Raw genomic sequence first — 21,124 nt, forward strand, 5'->3', positions numbered from 1 at the left:
TCAGACGCACTTCGCGTTGAGGCCGGCCACCGACATCGTGAGCGTCTTCGTGAGGCTCGCCGACGTCCAGTTCGTGCCCGCCGCGTTCACGACGGTGAAGGTGGTCGTGCTCCCGAGCAGGTTGGTGACGAGGCTCAGCAGCAGGGTCTGATCGAGGGTCACCGAGTAGGTGTAGGGGCCCGTCCCGGAGGAGCTGATCCCCGTGACCGTGCTCGTCTTGACCGACGAGCTCGCCGTGAGCACCGTGATCCCGCCGACCGTCGCCGTGAGCGGGTACGCGGACTGCCAGCCGATCGTCACGCTCGCGAAGATGCCGGCGACCCCCTTCGTCACGGTGCACGTCATGTTCGACGGGTTCGACAGGGTCGCCGCGGTCACGGTCCCGCTCGCCACGTACTCGCCGTCCGTGTAGGAGGCGTCGGTCATCGCCGGACGGGGCCACAGCAGCGCCGCCGCGCATCCCGCGACGACGAGCGCCGCGAGCACGGCACGGCGCAGGCGCGAGCGCTTCGCGGCGATCATGAGTCCCCTCCTCTGCGACGACGCGCGAACACCAGCACCACCGCCGCGGCGACGAGCAGGGCTCCGCCGGCGACGATGGCCGGCAGGGGGAGGGATCCCCCGGTCGCCGGAAGCTGCCCCCCGGGCCCCGTCTGGATCCGGTCGCCGAGCCCGTCCGCGTGGACGCGGATCTGCGTGGCTCCCGCCTCGCGGCCACCGGCGAGCCGCACGTCCAGGCGGACGTGGGCGACGTCGTCGGAGGAGATCGCGTCGAGCTCGACCGTCCGGCCGTTCCGCGGCACACCCCAGGCGCGGCGCAGCAGCTGAGCTCCGCCGACGCAGTCCTCGCCCTGCCACGCCACGGGGCAGAGCCGCACGTCGACGGCGACCGGCGCGTCCCCGAGTGCGCTGACGCCGACGCGGACGGTGCCGGGGCTCGGCGCGGCCGCGCTGATCTCCAGATCCCAGCGCACACTGGCCTCCGGGCCCATCGCCGCGGCGGCGGCCCAGTCGGCACGGGACACGATGCGCACGTAGCGCCCCTGCACGATCTCGGTCGCCGGAGCCGCGGCGGCCGCAGGCGCCGACGCGATCACGAGCAGTGCCCCCGCCAGCGCGGCGAGGGCCGCCCGGGCGCGACGGTCACGGCGACTCATGGCTCGCCCGCCGAGGCCCCGGGGCCTCCGCCTCTTCTTCCGTCGCAGCGCGACGACGCGGCCAGAACGCCCAGATCACGAGGACCGCGACGCCGATCGTGATGCCGCCGAGCACGAACGGGTTGCCGAACGCGACGATGACCGGAGCGAGTCCCGGGATCGCGAAGCGCACGATCCGCACGGTCGAGACCGGATAGGGCGCCACATCGTCCTGCGCGTTCGCGTCACCCCGGAGGGTGAGGAGCCGCTCGCCGGAGGTCGAGCCGTCCGCGACGGCCCGCACGCGGTGCGTCACGGGAAGCTCCCCCGGCCGGTCCACGGTCACCACGTCGCCGACGTGCACCTGCGACGCGGGGATCTGCTGGACGATCGCGACGGACCCGGTCGGGATGGTCGGTGCCATGGATCCGGTGCGGAACATGATGAGCGTGATGTGGGCGACGAACGCCAGGATCACCAGCACGATGCAGACGAGGCCCGCCAGCGCCGCGACCCAGAGCAGGATCTCACTGAGCACTCCGCGGACGGAGCCCCGGCGCCGACGGCCGCCGCCCGGCCGCGGACCGGCGTCGGCGCTCCCCTCGGGTGCCTCGTCGCGCGTTCCGGGTCGCACGCCGTGGCGCAGTTCTGCCGCCGCGCTCTCGCGCGCGGCGCGACGCGTGGTCGGCTGCGTCGTCTCGGTCATGCTGTCCTTCTCTCTCTGTGACGTGCTCACTCCGGACCTCATCCCGAGGTCGCGACGAGCTGCCAGGTCTGCGCGATCGCCAGCCCCTGCATCCCGTTGGACGCTCCCACCGGCAGCGAGAGCGCGAAGCAGTAGTAGACCGGCGTGCGGTCGGCCGCGAGCGTCTGCGAGCCGGCGGCCGAGGTCCCGAGGGTCGAGCCGTCCGGGATCACCGCCCCGCCGCCCGCGTACCCGGCTGCGGAGCACTGGCCCATGCTGCTCACGGTCCGGACGCCGTACCGGAGATCGGACAGTCCCCCGCTCGCCGTTCCGGCCGAGACCTGCACATGGCCGGCGACCGAGCCCGTCGTCGCGCGGACGGCGAAGGCGGCGTAGGACGTGCCTCCGGGGAACAGTCCGGTCACCGCGGGGCTGAAGCTCAGTGCTGCGGCACCCGTGCTGGCGTGCTTGGAGTAGTTCGTGCCGTCGAGCGAGCCCTCGATGCCGAACCTCGCCGCCGTGAACGTGCCGTTCGCGTACTCCGCGTCGTTCCAGCTCGCCAGCGTCGAGGTCGCCCCCGTGCCGAGCACGAGCCCGCCGGCGAGCAGAGCACGGATCCGCAGCAGTCGGATCCTCCGCTCGCCGGCGCGCGTCGCCGCTCGCCTCTTCTGGTGAGCCCGCATCGCGGGGTCCTCAGTTCGAGGTCGCGGTGAACTTCCAGACGGCCGTCCCGGCGCCGCCCTGCTGCAGCACCGCCTGGGTTCCGGCGGTCGCGACGAAGCAGAGCTTCTGCGCGGCACCGGCCGTGGTCGGCGGCGTGCCCTTGGCGAGCGGGAACGTGGTCGCACCGGTGGCGGTGCTGAGGTTCGCTCCGGAGAGGATGAGCGTGCCCGTGGTGGCCACGTTCACGTCACAGGCGGTCGCGCTGGGCACCGTGTACACCTTGTACGAGATGGCCGCCGCGTTGACGCCCGTGCCGGAGGTCGCGTCGAGGGCCGGCGTCACCGTCGCCGGGCTGGTCGTGTTCTTGTCGAGCTGGACCCAGTACGACGCGTACACGCTGTCGCCGGGCGTGAGGTTCCCGACGTTCGCGCTGAACGTCAGTCCGGCGCCGGGCGCGGCGCTGTGGTCCGCGAAGGTGGTGCCGTCGGTGGAGCCCTGGAGGTTGAACGAGCCGGCGGTGAAGGTGCCGGTCGCGAACTCGGAGTCGTTCCAGGCGGCGAGGGTGATCGCCGCGCCGACGCCGAGCACGAGGCCACCGGCGAGCACGGCGAGGACCTTACGGCGGTTGCGGGTGGTGGGTGTCACGGTGTCCATGAGAATCCTTTGCGTCGTCTGGACCTGATACGCCCATACTGGATTCCGAGATACCGGTTGACAAGACCACTGAACAGGTCTTCAGGCTTCCTTCACACAACCTTGAGGAGCGCTCGCGGAACGGTCGCGCACCGCGAAGAAAAGGTCCGGACGACCGCGCCCTACTCCGCCGGGGCGAGGGCGATCACGGGCGCCAGGGCGTCCCGGCCGACCGTGATCGCGGGGCCCGCGGCGTCGATGAGCACACCGCTCAGGGCGGGCTGCTGAACCATCACGGTGCCGATCTGCTCTGCCGAGAACGGCATGGGCTGGTCGCCGCGACCGAGCGCGATGACCTCGAGCGGGTGGCTGAACAGCTGGAGGTAGCGCTGGCCGTCGGGCGTGTGCGCCTCGGCCACGCCGTACTGGCCGTCGCCGTCGACGTCGCTCACGGCGACCCACAGCCGCGCCGTGGTGAGGGCCTCCGCCACGCGCGCCTCGGAGTCCGCGGCGCGCGGTGTCGCGAGCAGCGCCTTCACGGCGAACGTCGGGTCAGCCTCCTCGAGGGCCTTCTGCAGGATCTCGGAGGGGAAAACGACGCGGTGCGGCTCCGAGGCGTTGTCGATGATGAGCCCGGCGAAGGGTCCCTCGATGACGTTCTGGTAGACCGCCTGCACGGGCTGCACGACCGCGGACGTCTCGGACGGATCCTCGTCGCCCTGCTGCACGGAGTCGCGCACCGCGGCCGCGGAGCTGAAGGCGAGCATGAACGAGTTCTCCCCGTCGTTCACGACGGCGACGGCCAGCGGCTTGCCCTCCCGGATCTGCTCGCCGGCGTCGCCGCTGACCCGGAGGAACAGGTTGCCCTGCAGCGACTGGCGCAGCACGCCGAGCAGCTCGGCCTGGCTCGCGTCCGTCCCGAGCATCGACAGAGCCTCGCGCAGCAGCACGTTGTCCGGCATGCCCGGGATCGACTCGGTCTGCTCCGGCGGGTCGGCCGGCGCCAGCGGAAGGGGCGGCCGGCCCGACGGCGCGGGCGCCGGCGGAACGGGCGCCTCGTCGACGACCGGGTCGATGAGGTCGTGGCCGGCATCGGGGGCGTCGGCGGGCGCGGCGACCTCGGGGCCTGCGGGCGCTCCGAGACCGCGGAAGGCCTGCACCGAGACGTTCACCACCGGTGCGGCCTCGGCGGCCGTCTCCTCAGCGCCCGTCTCCCCTGCGCCCTCGGCGACGGCGTCCGGCACCGCCCCCTCGGCGGCGGAGGCGGACTCCGGCGAGACGACGTCGTCCTGCTTGCTACGGCGCGAGAAAAGGCCCATTGCCCCAGCCTAACCGCGCGGGCGCTCCGGATACGCCTCGGGTCAGAGCTTCTGGATGGGCGCGATCTTGATCAGCAGCTTCTTCTGCCCCGCGGCGTCGAAGCGCACGTGTGCGATGCGCTTGGCGCCCTCGCCCGTGATCGCCTCGACCTTGCCCTCGCCGAAGTCGTCGTGACGGATCCGGTCTCCGGCGTTCAGCTCGAGGTCGCCGTTGTCGCGCACCTTCGCCGTCACCCGGTTCGGGAACTTGTCCATCGCCGTGGACAGCGGCGTGAGCCCCTCGCGCTTCGGGAGCGCGCGGGCGGCGAAGCGGTCGCCCGATCCCCCCGATCCGCCGAACCCGCCCGGACGACGGGCGTTCAGGGCGCGCGACTGCGTGCCGCCGCGGGAGTTCACATCTCCCGGGGACTGCCTCCAGTCGATGAGCTCCGAGGGGATCTCCTGCAGGAAGCGGCTCGGCATGGCCACCGACACCTCGCCGAACTGCGCGCGCGTCATCGCCAGGGACAGATGCAGGCGCTTGCGGGCCCGCGTGATGCCCACGTAGAACAGCCGGCGCTCCTCCTGCGGACCGCCGGGCTCGTTCGCGGAGATGCGATGCGGGATGAGGTCCTCCTCGACGCCGGTCACGAAGACCGCGTCGAACTCGAGTCCCTTGGCGGTGTGCATCGTCATGAGCGACACCACCCCGGACTCGTCGTCCAGGTCGTCGGCGTCGGAGACGAGCGCGACCTCGGCGAGGAAGTCGGACACCGAGCCCTCGGGGTTGTTGCGCGCGAAGTCGCGGGTGACGGCGATGAGCTCGTCGAGGTTCTCCAGCCGCGCCTCGTCCTGCGGGTCGCGGCTGGCACGCAGCGCGTCCAGGTAGCCGCTCTTCTGCAGCAGGAGGGTGAGCCCCTCGGCGACGGCGGTGGGCGGCGCGACCTCGCCGCTCGCGGGCAGCATGATCTCCGTCGCCTCGCGCAGCACCGCGTCCAGCTGGGCGATCGCGCCCTGGATCTTCGGCCCCACGCCGAGCTGCGCCGGGTGCGCGAGCGCATCGCGGAAGCTCAGCGAGTGCTCCTCCGCGAAGCGCGCGATCGAGGTCTCGGTGACGTCGCCGATGCCGCGACGCGGCTTGTTCAGGATGCGCCGGACGGCCATCTCGTCAGCCGGGTTCGCCACGGCGACGAGGTAGGCGAGGGCGTCCTTGATCTCGGCGCGCTCGTAGAACTTGGTGCCGCCCATGATCTTGTACGGGACGGCGGAGCGGATGAAGATCTCCTCCAGCGCGCGGGACTGCGAGTTGGTGCGGTAGAACACCGCCATCTCCCCGTACGGCATGCCGGCCCGGCGCAGCGCCTCGACCTCGTCCGCCACGAACTGGGCCTCGTCGTGCTGCGAGTAGCCGGTGAACCCGACGATCGCGTCACCGGATCCCTTGTCGCTCCACAGCTTCTTCTCCTTGCGGTCGAAGTTGTTGCTGATCACGGCGTTGGCGGCCGACAGGATGTTCTGCGTCGAGCGGTAGTTCTGCTCGAGCAGCACCACCTTGGCGCCGGGGAAGTCGCGCTCGAACTCGCTGATGTTGCGGATGTCGGCGCCGCGGAAGGCGTAGATCGACTGGTCCGAGTCGCCGACGACGGTGAGCGCGGCGCCCGGCTCCGCTCCGGCGGCGTCCTGCGGGTCGGGTTCGAAGATCATCATGCCGTTCGAGGCAAACGGCTCCCTCCCGGTCCCCGAGCCTGTCGAAGGGCCCTGCACCGGACGCGTGAGCTCGTGGATGAGCGCGTACTGCGCCGCGTTGGTGTCCTGGTACTCGTCGACGAGGATGTGCCGGAACCGGCGGCGGTAGGTGTCGGCCACCTGCGGGAACGCGCGGAAGAGGTAGACCGTCTGCCCGATGAGGTCATCGAAGTCGAAGGCGTTGGCCTTCTGCAGCTGGCGCTGATAGTCCGCGAACACCTCCGCGAACACGCGCTCGGCCGGATCCGACATGTTCGCCTGGCGGGCGAAGGACTCCGCATCCTGCAGCTCGTTCTTGAGCCTGGAGATGCGCGACTGCACCGCTGCGGGCGTGTACCCGAAGGCGTCGGCCTCGTGCTCCTTGACGAGCCTCTTGATGAGCGCGCGCGAATCGCCGGAGTCGTAGATCGTGAACGACTTCGTGAAGCCGAACTGCTCGGCCTCGCGGCGCAGGATCCGCACGCACGCGGAGTGGAACGTCGAGATCCACATGCCCCGGGCGGTGTCGCCCACCAGCTGCGCGACGCGCTCGCGCATCTCGCCCGCGGCCTTGTTCGTGAACGTGATGGCGAGGATCTGGCTGGGCCACGCCTCGCGCTGGCGCAGGAGCAGCGCGATGCGTCGGGTGAGCACGCTGGTCTTCCCCGACCCCGCGCCGGCCACGATGAGCAGCGCCTGGCCCCGGTAGGTGACCGCGTCGAGCTGCTGCGGGTTGAGCCCCGCGAGCAGATCGTCGGCCGAGGGCGCGGACGCGCTCGCGCGCGGCGCTCCGACGGCGGACCCGGGCGGCAGGATGACGGGGGAAGGTGCTTCGCTCATGACCTCACAAGTCTAGGTCTGGCCGCGGACATCGATCCCGGTCGGGCGCGCGCCCGGCCCGCGGGGCGGCGGCTCCGCTCCGCAGGGACGGCCCGCGCGCCGGTGTCAGGCGATCCGGGTGCCCGGGGGCAGCCGGCGCGCCGGGGTGCGGGTGCGCGCCCAGGCGCCGGCGAACAGGCCCGCCGCGATCACTGTCTGGATCCCGAGCCCGACGAACCAGCTCGGGGTCGTCGACTCGATGATCTCCTTGGGCGTCGGACGGCCGTCATCGGGGCTCTGCAGACAGGGGTCGTAGACGTTCAGCGTCTGCGGCGGCAGCTGGGCGGAGCGCACGGAGAGCTTGATCCCGCCGAACATGTCGGCCGGCGAGCCGTACGGCGTGTACGTCGTCGGAGTCGCATCGGCGAGCACGACGAACGGGTTCGCGGCGAGGAAGCCCCACACGTAGTCGAAGCGCGGCTGGAGCACGGTCCGCGTCTCCCAGCGGTCGCAGATCGGCTGGCCCTGTGCATCCCAGGCGCGGTCGCGCAACTCCACGTCGGTGCGGATGACGGACCCGGCCAGCCCGAAGAACAGAAGCGTGCCGAGGCACAGCGCCGCCACCACGAGGTACGTGTTCGCGACCGAGAACAGGGGCCGTGCGACGAGCCCGCTCCAGCCGACGCCGATCGCGGCGACGATCACGATCTCCGCCGCGAGGATGAGCAGCGAGACCAGCAGGACGTCGACGCGCACCACGCCCGCCAGCATCGACACCACGAGGAACGGGACCGCGACGAGGAGGAACGCCGCGCCGGTGATGATCGCGGCCAGGAGCTTGCCCACCATGATGTCGCCCGTGCTCGCGAGGGTGGTCTGGACGCTGGCGAGCGTGGCCGCCTCGCGGTCGCCATTGATCGAGGATCCGCTGAGCGTGGGCGAGATCAGCACGACGAGGAGCAGCACGAGCATCACGATCGCCGAGTAGGCGCCGGATCCCGCGGCCGGCGTGAACGAGAACGCCATCAGGGCGAGCACGGTGACGATGAGCAGCACGAGCGCGAACACGCCGAGCAGGATGTACCAGCCGGCGCTGCGCAGGCGCTGCGTGAGCTCGAGACGCGCGATGGTCCAGATCCGGGTGAGGCTCATCGCGCACCCGCCAAGGTGAGGAACGCCTGTTCCAGCCCGCTCTGCGCGGGCGCGAACGAGGTGACCGGCAAGCCCGCGCCGACGAGGCGCGAGAGGGCGGCGGCGGCCCCGGCCTCGTCGGGGAAGACCGCGAGCACGTCGCCGCGGTCCGTTCCCAGCGTGTGCGGGTCCACGCCGAGCGCAGCGGCGACCCGCAGCGGCGCCGAGCCCGTCTCCGGCACGAACCCGCCGTCCGGGACGCTCTGTGCCGCCGCCTCGGGCGGCGCGGTGTCCGGCAGGAGCCGGATCCGCCAGGCGCGCGCCACCGGTTCCGGAGCGGTGACCACCTCGCCCTGCACGAGGAACACGGCGTCGTCGATCACCTCCTCGAGCTCGCCCAGCACATGGCTGGAGATGAGGATCGTCAGCCCTTCCGCGGCGAGGTCGCGCAGCAGCACGCGCAGCTGCACGCGCGCCTCGGGGTCGAGCCCGGACGCCGGCTCGTCCAGCAGCAGCACCCGCGGCCGGTGCACGAGGGCCCTGGCGAGGCCGAGCTTCTGCTTCTGGCCGCGGGAGAGCACCCTGGCCGGCGTCGCCGCGAGGTCTCGCAGGTCGACGAGCTCGAGCAGCTCCTCCGTGCGCGCCGCCGCCTCGTCGCGATCGAAGTCGTGCAGCCGCGCGGTCGTGACGATGGTCTCGCGCACCGTGAGGGCCGGCCACGCGCCGAGCGCATCGGGCATCCAGCCGAGCACGCCACGGGCGGCCGAGGGGTCGGCCACCGGATCGATCCCGTCGATGCGGATGCGGCCGCGGTCGGGGGCGAGCAGGGACGCGAGCATCAGCAGCAGCGTCGTCTTGCCTGCACCGTTCGGCCCGACCAGTCCCGTCACCCGCCCGGGCGCCGCGGCGAAGCTCGCCCCGCGCACGGCGTGCACCGATCCGAACGACCGCGCAAGATCTGCGACCTGGATCCCACCCTCCGAAAGCTCATCCATGAGGTCAGCATGCCAGACGCCCCGCCGACCGCAGGGTGGCCGCGCTCAGCTCCGGAACGTCTCCGCACCGAGGTCGGGGTGGTCGACGAAGACGCCGTCGAGGCCGGTCTCGGCGATCCTCGCCCATTCCGCGCGGTAGTCGCCGAACGCGGCGGCCCCGCCGCTGCGGCGGAAACGCCGGTCGAGGAATGCGTTCTCCGGACGGCACGTCCAGGTGAAGACGCGCAGCCCGCGCCGGTGCGCCTCGTCGACGAGGTGCGGCCCGGCGTCCTGCAGCAGCAGCTGCTTGTCGACGCTGATTCCGTCCACGTCGCGGGCGAGCACGTCGAGGCCTGCCGGCGTGAGCGCGTCCGCGTAGGTCTGCGCGAGGTGCCCGTCCCGTGCGACGAGATCCGCCGGCGAGCCCGCCGCCTCCAGGAGGTAGACGAAGACGGCCCGCACGCCGCGCCCACGCAGCTCCGCCAGGACCGTCTGCTCGAACGACTCGATCCAGAGCGGGTGCTCCCCCGAGGCCCACCCGGCCTCGCGCAGGTCGCGCTCGACCAGCGGGGCCGGATCCCGTCCGATCCCGGCGAAGTAGGTGGCGTGCTTCACCTCGAGCACGACCCCGATCGCCCGGCCCTGTTCGGCCGAGGCCTCGCCGACGAGCTCCAGGAGGTCGGTCAGGCGCAGGATCGGCTCGGTGTCGTCGTGCTCGGCGGATCCGGGACGCAGGGCGGGGATCCTCTCCCGGCAGCGCAGGGTGGCGAGCTCGGCCCAGGTGAAGTCCTCGGTGAACCACCCGGTGAGACGCTCCCCGTCGACGCGCTTCGTGGTGCGCCGATCCGCGAACTCGGGATGGTCGGCGACATCGGTGGTGCCCGAGATCTCGTTCTCGTGACGGATCACGAGCACCCCGTCCGCGGTGACGACGACGTCGGGCTCGACGGCGTCGGCGCCCATCGCGAAGGCGAGGCGGTAGGACGAGGCGGTGTGCTCGGGACGATAGCCGGGAGCGCCGCGGTGGCCGATCAGGAGCGGACGGACGGACGGATCCGTCGGCGAGACGTCCTGCGGGATCCGTCGGGTCACGCTCTCAGCGTACGGCAGTGCTCCTCACGGGTTCCGCCGGTACTGTAGAAGGAAGATGACCACCACTTCTGAGGAGTGAGGCCGACCATGAGCAACTTCGCGTTCAACAACCCGGCGTTCAAGGAGCGGGATCCGCGCGCCGTCGCGACCTATCCCGGAGGCGCCCAGGCGGGCCAGAACGGTCAGTACGCGCCGCCTCCGCCGGCCGGCCAGTTCGCCGCGGCCCAGCAGGCGGCCGTCAACGCGAACCTCGAGGGCATGTACGCCGCACCGTCGGCCGGCGCCATCGAGACCGACCGGATGACGGTCGAGGACACGGTCTGGAAGACCGCGGGCCTGTTCGGCATCCTGCTCGTCTTCGCGGCGATCGGCTGGTTCTTCACGCTCGGCGGCGTCGCCGTGCCGCGCACGCCGACCGCCGTCGCGATCTGGCCGTGGGCCGTGGGCGCGCTCGGCGGCTTCGTGCTCGCGATGATCGTGAGCTTCACCTCGCGCAAGAAGGTGCGTCCGGCGCTGATCTTCGCCTACGCGGCGTTCGAGGGCCTCTTCATCGGCGGCATCTCTGCCTTCTTCGAGGTGCTCTGGCCCGGCATCGTGCTGCAGGCGACGCTCGCCACCGCGGCCGTGGTCGCCGTCACCCTCGCCCTGTTCGCGAGCGGCAAGGTCCGCGCGTCCGCGAAGATGACGAAGATCGTGATGATCGCGATGCTCGGCTACCTGCTGTTCTCGCTGCTCAACGTCGTGCTGATGGTGTTCAACGTGCTGCCCGCCAACCAGATGTTCGGCCTCTACAGCGCGAAGGTCGCCGGCATCCCGCTCGGCCTGATCATCGGTGTGCTCGTCGTCTTCCTCGCCGCGTACTCGCTGGTCATGGACTTCGACCAGATCCAGCAGGGCGTGCGCAACGGCGCCCCGCGCCAGTACGGCTGGCTCGGCGGCTTCGGCATCATGGTCACCGTGGTGTGGCTGTACGTCGAGATCCTGCGCATGATCGCGATCGCCCGCGGCAACAACTAGCCGCCACCGCGCTTCACGATGAAGGCCGCTCTCCTCGGAGGGCGGCCTTCGTCGTTCCCGCGCAGCCCGGCGGCGCACGACGGCTCGCTCAGCCGCGGGCCTTCTGCTCGAGGAGCGCACGCTCGCGGTCGTTGCCGGCCAGCGCGGCCGCGACCGCGAACTCGGAGCGCGCCTCCTCCGCGCGCCCGAGACGCAGCAGCAGCTCGGCGCGCGTGGCGGGCAGCAGGTGATAGCCGCGCAACGCGCCGTCGGCGATGAGCCCGTCGACGATGCGCAGCGCGGACGCCGGGCCCGTCGCCATCGCGACCGCCGCGGCGCGATTGAGCTCCACGACCGGCGAGGGGGCGATGCGCCCGAGCGCCTCATAGATCAGCACGATGCGCTCCCAATCGGTCTCCTCGACCGATGGTGCGACCGCATGGCACTCGGCGATCGCCGCCTGCAGCGCGTAGGCCCCGCGGCCGCGGCCGAAGGCGTCCGCCTGAGCCAGGGCGGCGCGGCCACGGGCGATGCGACCGCGGTCCCACAGACGACGGTCCTGGTCGGCGAGCAGCACCGGGTCGCCGTGCGCGTCGACGCGCGCCGGAAAGCGCGCGGCCGTGAGCTCCATGAGCGCGAGCAGCGCGTGCACATCCGGCTCTGTCGGCATGAGCGCAGCCAGCACGCGGGTGAGCCGGATCGCCTCGCGTCCCAGATCCGGGCGGAGCAGATCCTCTCCCGCCGTCGCCGCATGCGCCTCGTTGAACACCAGGTAGAGCACCCCGAGCACCGCACCGAGCCGCGCAGGGAACTCGTCGCGCCCCGGCACCTCGAACGGCGCCTTGGCCGCCGCGAGCGTCTTCTTCGCCCGCACGATGCGCTGCTGCACGGTGGCGGTCGGCACCAGGAACGCACGCGCGATCTGCTCCGTGCTCAGACCGCCCGCCACACGCAGGGTGAGCGCCACGCGCGCCTCGCGCGAGAGCACGGGGTGACAGGCGATGAAGACGAGCCGCAGCACGTCGTCGTCGATCGCGTCAGGATCCCAGGGCGGGGCGTCCAGGGCGGCGTCCTGCTCCCGCTCGAGATCGTGCGCGATCACCGCGAGTCGATCGTCGTAGCGCTCCCTGCGCCGCCATCCGTCGATCGCACGGCGCTTGGCGACAGCCGTCAGCCAGGCCGCGGGGTTCGCGGGCACGCCGTCGCGCGGCCATTGTGCGAGCGCCTCCAGCAGCGCGTCCTGCGCGAGATCCTCGGCGAGGCCGAAATCGCCGGTGAAGCGCGTCAGGGTGGCGACGATCCTCGCCGACTCGATACGCCACACCGCGGCGACGGCGCGCTCGGTCTGAGCGCCCGTCGCCGCGGAGTCGGATCCGGCCATCGCCGTCACTCGGCCGCGCGCGCGGCCGCCTCCTCGCGCCAGCCGGCCTCCTTCTGGATCCACTCGTTGTCGGCCGGGAAGTCCTCGAGCTCGGTGACGCGGCGCACCTCGAGGTACGCGCCCGGCGTGAGCGGCGCACGCTTGGCCCACTCCGCGGCCTCCTCACGCGTGGACACCTCGATGATCCAGAAGCCGTTGAACAGCTCCTTCGTCTCTCCGTAGGGGCCGTCGGTGACGAGCGGCGTCTCGGCCGAGAAGTCGACGACGAAGCCCTCTGCGGCGTCCGTGAGCCCTTCGCCGGCGATCAGCACCCCCGCCTTGATCATCGACTCGTTGTACCGGCCCATCGCCTCGATGACCTGCTCGAACGGCATGTCCTCGTACGCCCGCACACCCTGGTCGTCCGCGCGCATGATCAGCATGAACTTCATGATCTCTGTCTCCTCATCGGGGGTCGTCCTTCGACCCTCTCACTCAAGACGTCGAACGAGAAGACGCCGGATCGACAGCGCGTCGAAGATTCTTCGAAGATTTTCTAGACTCCGGATGTGACGTCCTCCTCTGCGCTCGCGAACGTGATCCGCGAGGCCCTGCGCGCGGCCGCGGATCCCGCCCTCGCACCCGGCCAGCAGGCCTACATGAAGTCGGCGATGCCGTTCCTCGGCGTGCGCGTGCCGGACGCTCGACGGCTCGCCACTCAGGCGGCGCGCGGGATCGACGACGTCGACGAGCTGCGCGACGCGGCGCTCGACCTGTGGCGTGCGGCCGGGTACCGCGAGGAGCGCTACGCGGCGCAGGCCCTGATGGCCCTGAAGCCGCTGCGCGGACGGCTGGATCTGCTCGACGTGCACGAGGAGATGATCCGCACCGGCGCCTGGTGGGACCACGTCGACGAAGTCGCGCACCGTCTCGCGGACCTCCTGGACTCCCACCCCGCCGAGCTGGCCGTGGAGCTGCGCGTGTGGGCCGACGACGAGGACCTCTGGATCCGGCGCGCGGCGATCATCGCCCAGCTGCAGCGCAGGGACCGCGTCGATCACGGCCTGCTCTCCGACGTGATCGAGGCGAACCTCGGCGACGAGGAGTTCTTCATCCGCAAGGCGATCGGGTGGGCGCTGCGCGATCACGCCAGGGCGGATCCGGACTGGGTGCGCGCGTTCGTCGACGCGCACCCGTCCCTCTCGCCGCTGAGCCGCCGCGAGGCGCTGAAGCACCTGGGCTGAGGCGGTTCCGCCGTCCTCGCTCAGCGGGCCCCGACCGGGGAGATCACTCCCACTCGATGGTTGCCGGCGGCTTCGAGGTGACGTCGAGCACGACGCGATTCACCTCGGAGACCTCGTTCGTGATGCGGTTGGAGATCTTCGCGAGCACGTCGTACGGCAGGCGGGTCCAGTCGGCGGTCATCGCATCCTCGGACGACACCGGACGCAGCACGACCGGGTGGCCGTAGGTGCGGCCGTCGCCCTGCACGCCCACGGAGCGGACGTCGGCGAGCAGCACCACCGGGCACTGCCAGATGGTCTGGTCGAGTCCGGCGAGAGTGAGCTCCTCCCGGGCGATCGCGTCGGCCTCACGCAGGATGTCGAGACGCTCGCGGGTGACCTCGCCGATGATGCGGATGCCGAGGCCCGGCCCGGGGAACGGCTGGCGGCCGACGATCGCCTCGGGGATCCCGAGCTCGCGTCCGATGGCACGCACCTCGTCCTTGAACAAGGTGCGCAGCGGCTCGATCAGATCGAAGTCGAGGTCGTCGGGGAGGCCTCCGACGTTGTGGTGCGACTTGATGTTCGCGGTGCCCGCGCCGCCGCCGGACTCGACGACGTCCGGGTACAGGGTCCCCTGCACGAGGAACCTGACCTTCTCGCCGGAGGCCTTCGCCTCCTCGACCAGGTCGCGCTGCACCTGCTCGAACGCGCGGATGAACTCGCGGCCGATGATCTTGCGCTTGGTCTCGGGATCCGTCACGCCGGCCAGGTGGCCGAGGAACGTGTCGGCCGCGTCGACGGTGATCAGGCGTACGCCGGTCGCCGCGACGAAGTCGCGCTCGACCTGCTCGCGCTCGCCCTTGCGCAGCAGGCCGTGGTCGACGAAGACCGCGGTGAGCTGGTCGCCGATCGCCTTGTGCACGAGCGCGGTGGAGACGGCGGAGTCGACGCCGCCCGACATCGCGGAGATCACGCGGGCGTCGCCGACCTGGGCGCGGATGCGCTCGACCTGCTCGGCGATCACGTTGTCGCTGTTCCAGTCGGCGGGGAGGCCCGCGCCCTTGTGCAGGAAGTTCTCGATGATCTCCTGGCCGTGGTCGGAGTGCTTCACCTCGGGGTGCCACTGCACGCCGTAGAACCTGCGCTGCTCATCGGCGAACGCCGCGACCGGCGTGGCCGGGGTCGAGGCGAGCACCGCGAAGCCCTCGGGCGCCTTCGCGACCTGGTCGCCGTGGCTCATCCACACGTTCTGCTCGGCGGGCTGACCGCCCAGCAGCGTGGAGTCGTTGACCGGGATCATCGCGTCGGTCGCGCCGTACTCGCGCAGTCCGGTGTTGGCGACCTCGCCGCCGAGAGTGCGCGCCATGTACTGGAAGCCGTAGCAGATGCCGAGCGTCGGCACGCCCAGGTCGAACACGGCCGGGTCGAGCTGCGGGGCGCCCTCCTCGTACACCGACGACGGGCCGCCGGAGAGGATCAGCGCGACCGGGTTCTTGGCCGCGATCTCGGCCGCGGTCACCGTGTGCGGCACGATCTCGCTGTAGACGCCCGCCTCGCGGACGCGGCGGGCGATCAGCTGCGCGTACTGCGCACCGAAGTCGACGACGAGGGCGGGGCGCTGCTCGGTGTCGGGAGTGTTGTCGGTCAACGGGCACCTTCCGTGGCGGGAGTGGTCGAGGAGGTCTGGTCGGCGTCGGCCTCGCGCCGGAAGAGGTAGGCCTTCACCTCGCGGGCGACGCGGGTCTCCATGAAGAAGGAGAGGAACGGCACCACGCCGCCGAGGGCGAGCATGATGAAGCGCAGGAACGGCCAGCGCATCAGGCTCCACACGCGGAAGCAGGCGAACAGGTAGACGACGTAGAACCACCCGTGCGCGACGAGGATCCCCATCGAGAGGTTGAGGCCGTTGCCGGTGGACTCCAGGCCGCCGTGCACGCCCTCCACCACCGGTGCGAACCAGAGGAATCCGCCGGATCCCCCCGCGAAGAGCTCGAGGTGGATGGGGGTGTACTTGAGCACCATCTCGGTCACCAGCAGCAGGAGCATGACTCCGGTGATGATCGAGGCGATCTGGTAGAACTTCAGCGCGCCGCGGATGGCCTGGAAGCTCTCAGGCTTGGGTTCGGGCATGGATCCATCCTAGCCGCCGGATCCTGTGCGCCTCCGGGCACGACGGAGGCCGCCGGGGCGAACCCCGACGGCCTCCGCAGGTCAGCGCGAGAGGGTCACTCCACGCGCAGGCGACGACGGGCGACGACGAGCCCCAGCCCGAGTGCCAGCAGCACCAGGGCGAGGAGCAGGAACGAGCCCGAGTCCGCACCGGTCAGCGCGAGGCCTCCCCCTGATGCGGCGGCGACGACCGTGATCTCGACGGAGATCTGGGCGCCGTCCGACAGGATCGCCACCACGTGGTGCTGTCCCGCGGCGGTGCCGGCGGGGATCGTGACCGTGGCCGTGAAGGACCCGTCCGCGGCCGCCGTCACCGAGCCGAGCGAGACCGGGGTGGAGTGGAGCTCGAGCGCCACCTTCTCGTTCTCGTACAGGCCCGATGCGGAGATCGTGACGCTGCCGCCCGCGGTGACCGAGGAAGCGCCGACCTTGAGCTGGCCCTTGCCGCGAACCACGGTGACGGCGGCGGTCGCCTCGTCCCCGTCCGCCTGCGTCGCGGCGACGAGGTAGTCGCCGCCCTTGACGGAACGCGGCACCACAGGCGCGGTGGCGAACGATCCGTCGCCGCCGACCTTGACCGTGCCGAGGTCGATGACCGTGCCCTTCTTGCCCTGTTCGCGCAGCTGGAGCGTCAGCGTCTCGCCCGGCTCGAACGCGGTGCCCGTCAGCGCCAGCTTCTCGCCGGCGAGGACCTTGGCCGCACCGACCGAGATCGTGCCGTTGAAGGATCCGGTGTCGGATCCGGCGACGGTGATCGGCAGCCGGAGCGACGTACCGGTGACCGCGACGTCGACCTGCAGAGCCTGCGCCCCGGTCACCCCCTCGGGGATCGGGAACGTCAGGGTCGCCGTGCCGGCCTCGTCGAAGGCGTCGACGGTGACCGCCGCATCGACCGTCGACGTGGCGAGCGCAGTGCCCCCCAGCGAGACGGTGACGTCGCCCGGAGCCTTCTCCCCCGCGCTGAACGCGAGCGAGCTGAGCTTCAGCGTGACGCTCTCCCCGGCCTTGTAGCCGGCGGCGTCCGCCGGAGCGCTGAGCACCGCGCCGACCGCGCGCTGCGCGAGATCGGGCGCCGCCGTCTTGTTCGCCGCGAACCAGTCGACCATCGACTGCAGGTCCACCTTGCCGGTGTCCTTCTTGTCGGTGCCCTGCTGGAATGCGGTGAACGCGTCGCCGCCCGCGGCGAGGAAGGCGTTGGCTCCCACCGTGTAGACCGCCGCCGGGTCGATCGGCGCGCCGTTGACCGTGATGCCCGTGATGTGCGAGCCCGCGGCGGCGGCCGGGTCGTAGGTGTACGCCAGCTCCTTCGAGACGCCGAGCTTCAGGAACGGCCGCGCCGAGCCGGCGGGCTGCCACTGCTGCTCGAGCACCTGCTTCACCTGGGCGCCCGTGAGCTTCACGGTCATCAGGGTGTTGGCGAACGGCTGCACCGTCGCCGCCTCGCGGTAGCTGACGCTGCCGTCCGCATCCCCCGCGCCGCTGGACGCGTAGGTGAGGTTGGCCCGCAGACCGCCCGGGTTCATCACCGCGAAGTCGGCGCCGGTCGACCACTTCTGCACGTCGGCCACGAAGTTGCCCAGGGTGGACTCGCCACCGCGGTTCTCCGTCTTGCCGTCGCTCTGCCGTGCGCGGTTGAAGTCGGCCGTGATGTCGCCGAGCTTGACCGAGCCGAGCTCATCGGCCTTCTTCTTGGCCGCGTCCACGATCGCCTGCACCGCGGGATCCGCCGGGTACTGCGGGACCTTGTTCACGGTGAGCGGCTTGATCTCGTTGGTGATCGAGAGCAGCTTCTTCGTGGCCGGGTCGACCTTCAGATCCATCAGTCCCATGTTCTCGCCGTACTGACCGGCGGAGACCACCGGACGACCGTCGATCACGTGGTTGTACGCGAGGTGCGTGTGCGCCGAGACGATCGCGTTCACGCTCTTGTCGACGCCGTTGACGATCTCACCCAGCCGCGACTCGGGCGTGATGCTCGCGACGTCGGTCGTGGTCGCCCCCTCGTGCACGAGCAGGATGATCACGTCCGCCTCGCCGTTGGAGGCGTCGCCGTCCTTGAGCTCGGCGGCGACCTTGTTCACCGACGTGGCGATGTCGCGCACCTCGAGACCCTTCATGCCGTCGGGCGAGACGAGGGTCGGCAGATCCTCGGTCACCGCGCCGATGAACCCCACCTTGACGCCCTGTACGTCCTTCACCCATGCGGGGGTGAGGGCCGGCTTGCCGTCGGCGGTCAGGAACACGTTCGAGCTGAGGTACGTCCAGTCCGCGCGCGGGATGACCCGGTCGCGGAGGTCGGCGTAGCCCTGGTCGAACTCGTGGTTGCCCGCGGCGCTCACGTCGAGACCGGCCGCGTTCAGCGCGTCGATCGTCGGGTTGTCCTGCTGGATGAACGACGTGAACGTCGAGGCCCCGATGAGATCGCCCGCCGCGGCGAAGATCGTGTTCGGGTTCTGCGCGCGGAACTGCTCGACCGCCCCGGCCACCACCGCGGCGCCGGCGGCGGCGCCGTCGGCCTCGATGCGTCCGTGGAAGTCGTTGATCGTCGCGATGTTGATGTCGATCGGATCCGCGGCGCCCTTGAGCCCCACCACGATCGGGTCGTGGTCGCTGGAGCGGTACGGCGTACCCGACTCGGTGGCGGCGAACGCGTAGCCGCGGTCGCTCCACTCCGGCGAGTTGATGTTCCAGACGCCGGCACCGGTGATCGCCTTCGCCGCGGACGGCGATGCGATCACGTGATCCAGGGATCCGAGCTCGCCGTCGAACGAGTACGTGTACTGCCCGTGCGCGAAGGTCGGCTCCACGTCGGTCCACCCGGCCTGGGCGAAGACGTCGATCGGGTCCTCCTTGCCGTACGCGTTGAAGTCGCCCACGAGGAAGACGTCATCGCTGCCGGAGCTCTTCTGCACCTTCTGCGCGAACGCGAGCTCGGCCTTCGCCTGCGCGACGCGGTCGGCGTTGAAGAAGCCCTGGCCGTCGGCCGGCTCGGGCCCCGCGTTCTGGGGCGGGGACTTCGACTTCAGATGCGTCGTGATCACCGAGAGCACGCGGCCCTGCGCGGTCTGGAACGTCTGCGCGATGGGCTCACGGGCGTTGCCGAACACCGTCTCGTCCACGACGGTCGACGCGTCGCCCTTGAGGGTGACGGACGCCTTCTTGTAGATGATCGCGGTCGTGATCACATCGGTGATCGACGTGTCGTTGAGCGCCTGCGGCGTGCGGACGTAGTCCCACACGTCGGATCCGGCTGCGTCGTTCAGCCCCTGCACGAGGTTCTGCAGCGGCGCGTCGAGCGGGAGTCCGAACTTCGGCCCGTTCTCGACCTCCATGAGACCGACCACGTCGGCGCCCAGTCCGTTGATCGCCGAGACGATCTTCGAGCGCTGGATCTGGAACTGCGCCGCCGTCTTCGCGCCACGCGCGTCGGCGTTCTCGCTGGAGAGCGTCGTGAAGAAGTTGTAGACGTTGAACGACGCCACCTTCACGTCGCCGCCCACAGCGGGCGGGGCGTCCGTGCGCGGGTTCTCGGAGCCGAACGTGGGCTTGTGCGCGGCGTCGCTGGTGCCGTTGATGGGCACCACCGGCTGCAGGCGCCAGTCGTCGAAGCCGTACTGGAGCACCTCGCCCTCCGTGGGGAAGTGCACGGTGTCGCCGTTGCGGACGACGGTGTCCTTCGTGAAGTACGGCTGCCCGCCGGTGTGGCCGCCCTTGCCGATCTGGGACGACCAGCCGTCGTCGAGCAGGATCCGGTTCGCCCGGTTGGCCGCGGTGATCGCGTCCGCCTCGGCACCCGGACGCACGGTCTCGGTCGCCTTGACGTTGAGCGCGTCGCCCGCGTTGAGCCAGAGCGTGCCGTAGTTGTACAGCTGGTGGCTGGAGGCGAGCTTGTAGGTGCCGCTCGGCGCGACGAGCATGTTCTCGTACGCTTCGCGATCGGCGCCGCGCACCGAGTCCGGCAGCGCGACGGGCTGCGGGAGCCCCGCCCCCGCCGTCACCACGGAGATGTCCCCGAGGGTCGCCGGGTTGATCTGGGTCTGGCCGAAGTACTCCGAGACCGTGCCGGTGACCGAGACGAGGTCGCCGCGTGCGACCGAGGGCGCCAGCGCGTTCAGGTACACGAAGATGCCGTCCGAAGCGCCCGCGGTCTTGACGTCGCCGCCCGTGCCCTGGGTCTGGATCGAGACGCCCTTGTAGCCGCCGGTGCGGTAGTCGCCGGTGACGATGCCCTGCACGGTGACGGTCTGTCCGACGAACGGAGAGCTGTCGGTCGTGCCCTGCACCTCGGCGATGCTCTTGGTCTCGCCCGGCGCGGGGGTGTCCGTCGGCGTGGGGGTCGGCGTCGGCGTCGGCTCGGGGTCGGGATCCGTCGCGTTGTTCTTGGTGTTGGTCGGCGTGATCGTCGCCGAGAGGGAGAAGTCGGCGTTGTTCGCGTCGGTGTCAGCGCCCTGCGTGCGGTTCAGCGATCGCACGTCGGTGTTGCCCGAGGGAGCACCGGCGACGGCGCCCTCGAAGGTGTTGGACGTGCCGTAGCCGATCAGGTCGATCACATCGGGGTTGCCCACGAGGGATCCGGTCGGCAGCGCGACCGCGGACGCGCTGTTGACGAGCGCGATCGTGCCGGTGGTTCCGCTCGGGTTCAGGCCGCCGGTCGCATCGGGGGCGGGAAGCGCCGCGCCGTTCGAGCCGTTGCTGCCGCCCTGGACCAGGTAGTAGCCGTGGGCGGGGATGGATCCGGCGAGCGGGACGACCCCGCTGAAGTTCGTGGTGCCGGTCGCGGACCGGTACTGCACCGAGGTGCCGTCGAGCGAGATCGCCGCGTCGGTCGGGTTGTACAGCTCGACGAACTTGTTCTTGAACGCCGCGCCCGCGCTCCCGCCGGAGAGGTACGCCTCGTTGATCACCACCCCCGTCCCGGACGTGTTGGCGAAGGCCGGAAGCGCCACCAGGCTGCCGAAGCCCACGGCGCTGACGGTGGTCACGGCGAGTGCGCACAGACGCGCTCGCCTTCTGCGATTCGCGACGGGAACCGCGTGGTTCTCGCCGGTGGGGACGGACGTCATCGGTGCTGTCTCCTCGGGAAGTGGAACGCCGGCTTCCCCGCGGGACCGCCGACGGCGCCGTCTGGGGGACGGCGCATACGTCCCGACCCTAGGCGAGGCTATGCACGGGCTTCAAGGACCTTAAGGAAGGGCTGAAAGGAGTTCACTGTCAGGA

General features: G+C 71.1%; 17 protein-coding genes. 2 read left to right on the top strand and 15 right to left on the bottom strand.

The features are described 5' to 3' along the window. The 10 genes from RL72_RS09305 to RL72_RS09350 all read right to left on the bottom strand — a co-directional run bounded on the left by RL72_RS09305 (position 1) and on the right by RL72_RS09350 (position 10,156). Positions 1-522: a hypothetical protein gene (locus RL72_RS09305; protein ID WP_045250552.1), complete on the bottom strand. Its 522-nt coding sequence runs from the start codon at positions 520-522 to the stop codon at positions 1-3. Next, positions 519-1,157, bottom strand: coding sequence for an LPXTG cell wall anchor domain-containing protein (locus RL72_RS09310; protein WP_045250553.1), 639 nt, complete (start codon positions 1,155-1,157; stop codon positions 519-521). Before RL72_RS09310 ends, RL72_RS09305 begins: the two co-directional genes overlap by 4 nt. Beyond that, the gene (locus tag RL72_RS09315; RefSeq protein WP_082072301.1) at positions 1,144-1,842 is read right to left on the bottom strand and encodes a signal peptidase I; all 699 of its coding nucleotides are present in this window, start codon (positions 1,840-1,842) and stop codon (positions 1,144-1,146) included. Before RL72_RS09315 ends, RL72_RS09310 begins: the two co-directional genes overlap by 14 nt. Before the next feature lie 38 nt (positions 1,843-1,880). Continuing rightward, positions 1,881-2,504: a SipW-dependent-type signal peptide-containing protein gene (locus RL72_RS09320; RefSeq protein ID WP_045250554.1), complete on the bottom strand. Its 624-nt coding sequence runs from the start codon at positions 2,502-2,504 to the stop codon at positions 1,881-1,883. Between the two features lie 10 nt (positions 2,505-2,514). Then, complete coding sequence (locus tag RL72_RS09325) at positions 2,515-3,138, bottom strand: SipW-dependent-type signal peptide-containing protein (protein ID WP_045250555.1); 624 nt, start codon at positions 3,136-3,138, stop codon at positions 2,515-2,517. A gap of 161 nt (positions 3,139-3,299) precedes the next feature. After that, positions 3,300-4,436, bottom strand: a complete 1,137-nt coding sequence (locus tag RL72_RS09330) for an SseB family protein (protein WP_045250556.1) — start codon at positions 4,434-4,436, stop codon at positions 3,300-3,302. 42 nt (positions 4,437-4,478) lie between these two features. After that, positions 4,479-6,980 (bottom strand): ATP-dependent helicase, encoded by a 2,502-nt coding sequence (locus RL72_RS09335; RefSeq protein WP_045250557.1) that lies wholly within the window; start codon positions 6,978-6,980, stop codon positions 4,479-4,481. A gap of 105 nt (positions 6,981-7,085) precedes the next feature. Beyond that, entirely contained in the window at positions 7,086-8,111 is a 1,026-nt protein-coding gene (locus tag RL72_RS09340; RefSeq protein WP_045250558.1) for an ABC transporter permease, read from the bottom strand. Beyond that, the gene (locus RL72_RS09345) at positions 8,108-9,085 is read right to left on the bottom strand and encodes an ABC transporter ATP-binding protein (protein WP_045250559.1); all 978 of its coding nucleotides are present in this window, start codon (positions 9,083-9,085) and stop codon (positions 8,108-8,110) included. The genes RL72_RS09340 and RL72_RS09345 overlap by 4 nt, the downstream gene beginning before the upstream one ends. A gap of 45 nt (positions 9,086-9,130) precedes the next feature. Beyond that, positions 9,131-10,156, bottom strand: coding sequence for a glycerophosphodiester phosphodiesterase family protein (locus RL72_RS09350; RefSeq protein WP_248700436.1), 1,026 nt, complete (start codon positions 10,154-10,156; stop codon positions 9,131-9,133). 87 nt (positions 10,157-10,243) lie between these two features. Here RL72_RS09350 and RL72_RS09355 point away from each other — a divergent pair, with 87 nt between their 5' ends. Then, the gene (locus tag RL72_RS09355) at positions 10,244-11,173 is read left to right on the top strand and encodes a Bax inhibitor-1/YccA family protein (protein WP_045250560.1); all 930 of its coding nucleotides are present in this window, start codon (positions 10,244-10,246) and stop codon (positions 11,171-11,173) included. Positions 11,174-11,261: 88 nt separating this feature from the next. Here RL72_RS09355 and RL72_RS09360 read toward each other — a convergent pair whose 3' ends face one another. Together RL72_RS09360 and RL72_RS09365 are read right to left on the bottom strand one after the other, a co-directional pair. Beyond that, entirely contained in the window at positions 11,262-12,533 is a 1,272-nt protein-coding gene (locus RL72_RS09360; RefSeq protein ID WP_045250561.1) for an RNA polymerase sigma factor, read from the bottom strand. A 5-nt stretch (positions 12,534-12,538) separates the two neighbouring features. Further along, positions 12,539-12,964 (bottom strand): YciI family protein, encoded by a 426-nt coding sequence (locus RL72_RS09365; protein WP_045250562.1) that lies wholly within the window; start codon positions 12,962-12,964, stop codon positions 12,539-12,541. A gap of 117 nt (positions 12,965-13,081) precedes the next feature. Here RL72_RS09365 and RL72_RS09370 point away from each other — a divergent pair, with 117 nt between their 5' ends. Beyond that, complete coding sequence (locus RL72_RS09370) at positions 13,082-13,756, top strand: DNA alkylation repair protein (RefSeq protein WP_045250563.1); 675 nt, start codon at positions 13,082-13,084, stop codon at positions 13,754-13,756. A 43-nt stretch (positions 13,757-13,799) separates the two neighbouring features. Here the strand turns inward: RL72_RS09370 and guaA are convergent, their stop codons facing one another. From guaA to RL72_RS09385, 3 genes are all read right to left on the bottom strand, one after another. Continuing rightward, positions 13,800-15,386 (bottom strand): glutamine-hydrolyzing GMP synthase, encoded by a 1,587-nt coding sequence (gene guaA / locus RL72_RS09375; RefSeq protein WP_045250564.1) that lies wholly within the window; start codon positions 15,384-15,386, stop codon positions 13,800-13,802. Further along, positions 15,383-15,868, bottom strand: coding sequence for a DUF3817 domain-containing protein (locus RL72_RS09380; RefSeq protein ID WP_045250565.1), 486 nt, complete (start codon positions 15,866-15,868; stop codon positions 15,383-15,385). Before RL72_RS09380 ends, guaA begins: the two co-directional genes overlap by 4 nt. Before the next feature lie 95 nt (positions 15,869-15,963). Beyond that, positions 15,964-20,970, bottom strand: a complete 5,007-nt coding sequence (locus tag RL72_RS09385) for an ExeM/NucH family extracellular endonuclease (RefSeq protein WP_082072302.1) — start codon at positions 20,968-20,970, stop codon at positions 15,964-15,966. Positions 20,971-21,124: the final 154 nt, after the last annotated feature.

The organism is Microbacterium azadirachtae (assembly GCF_000956545.1).
Taxonomy (GTDB): Bacteria; Actinomycetota; Actinomycetes; order Actinomycetales; family Microbacteriaceae; genus Microbacterium; species Microbacterium azadirachtae.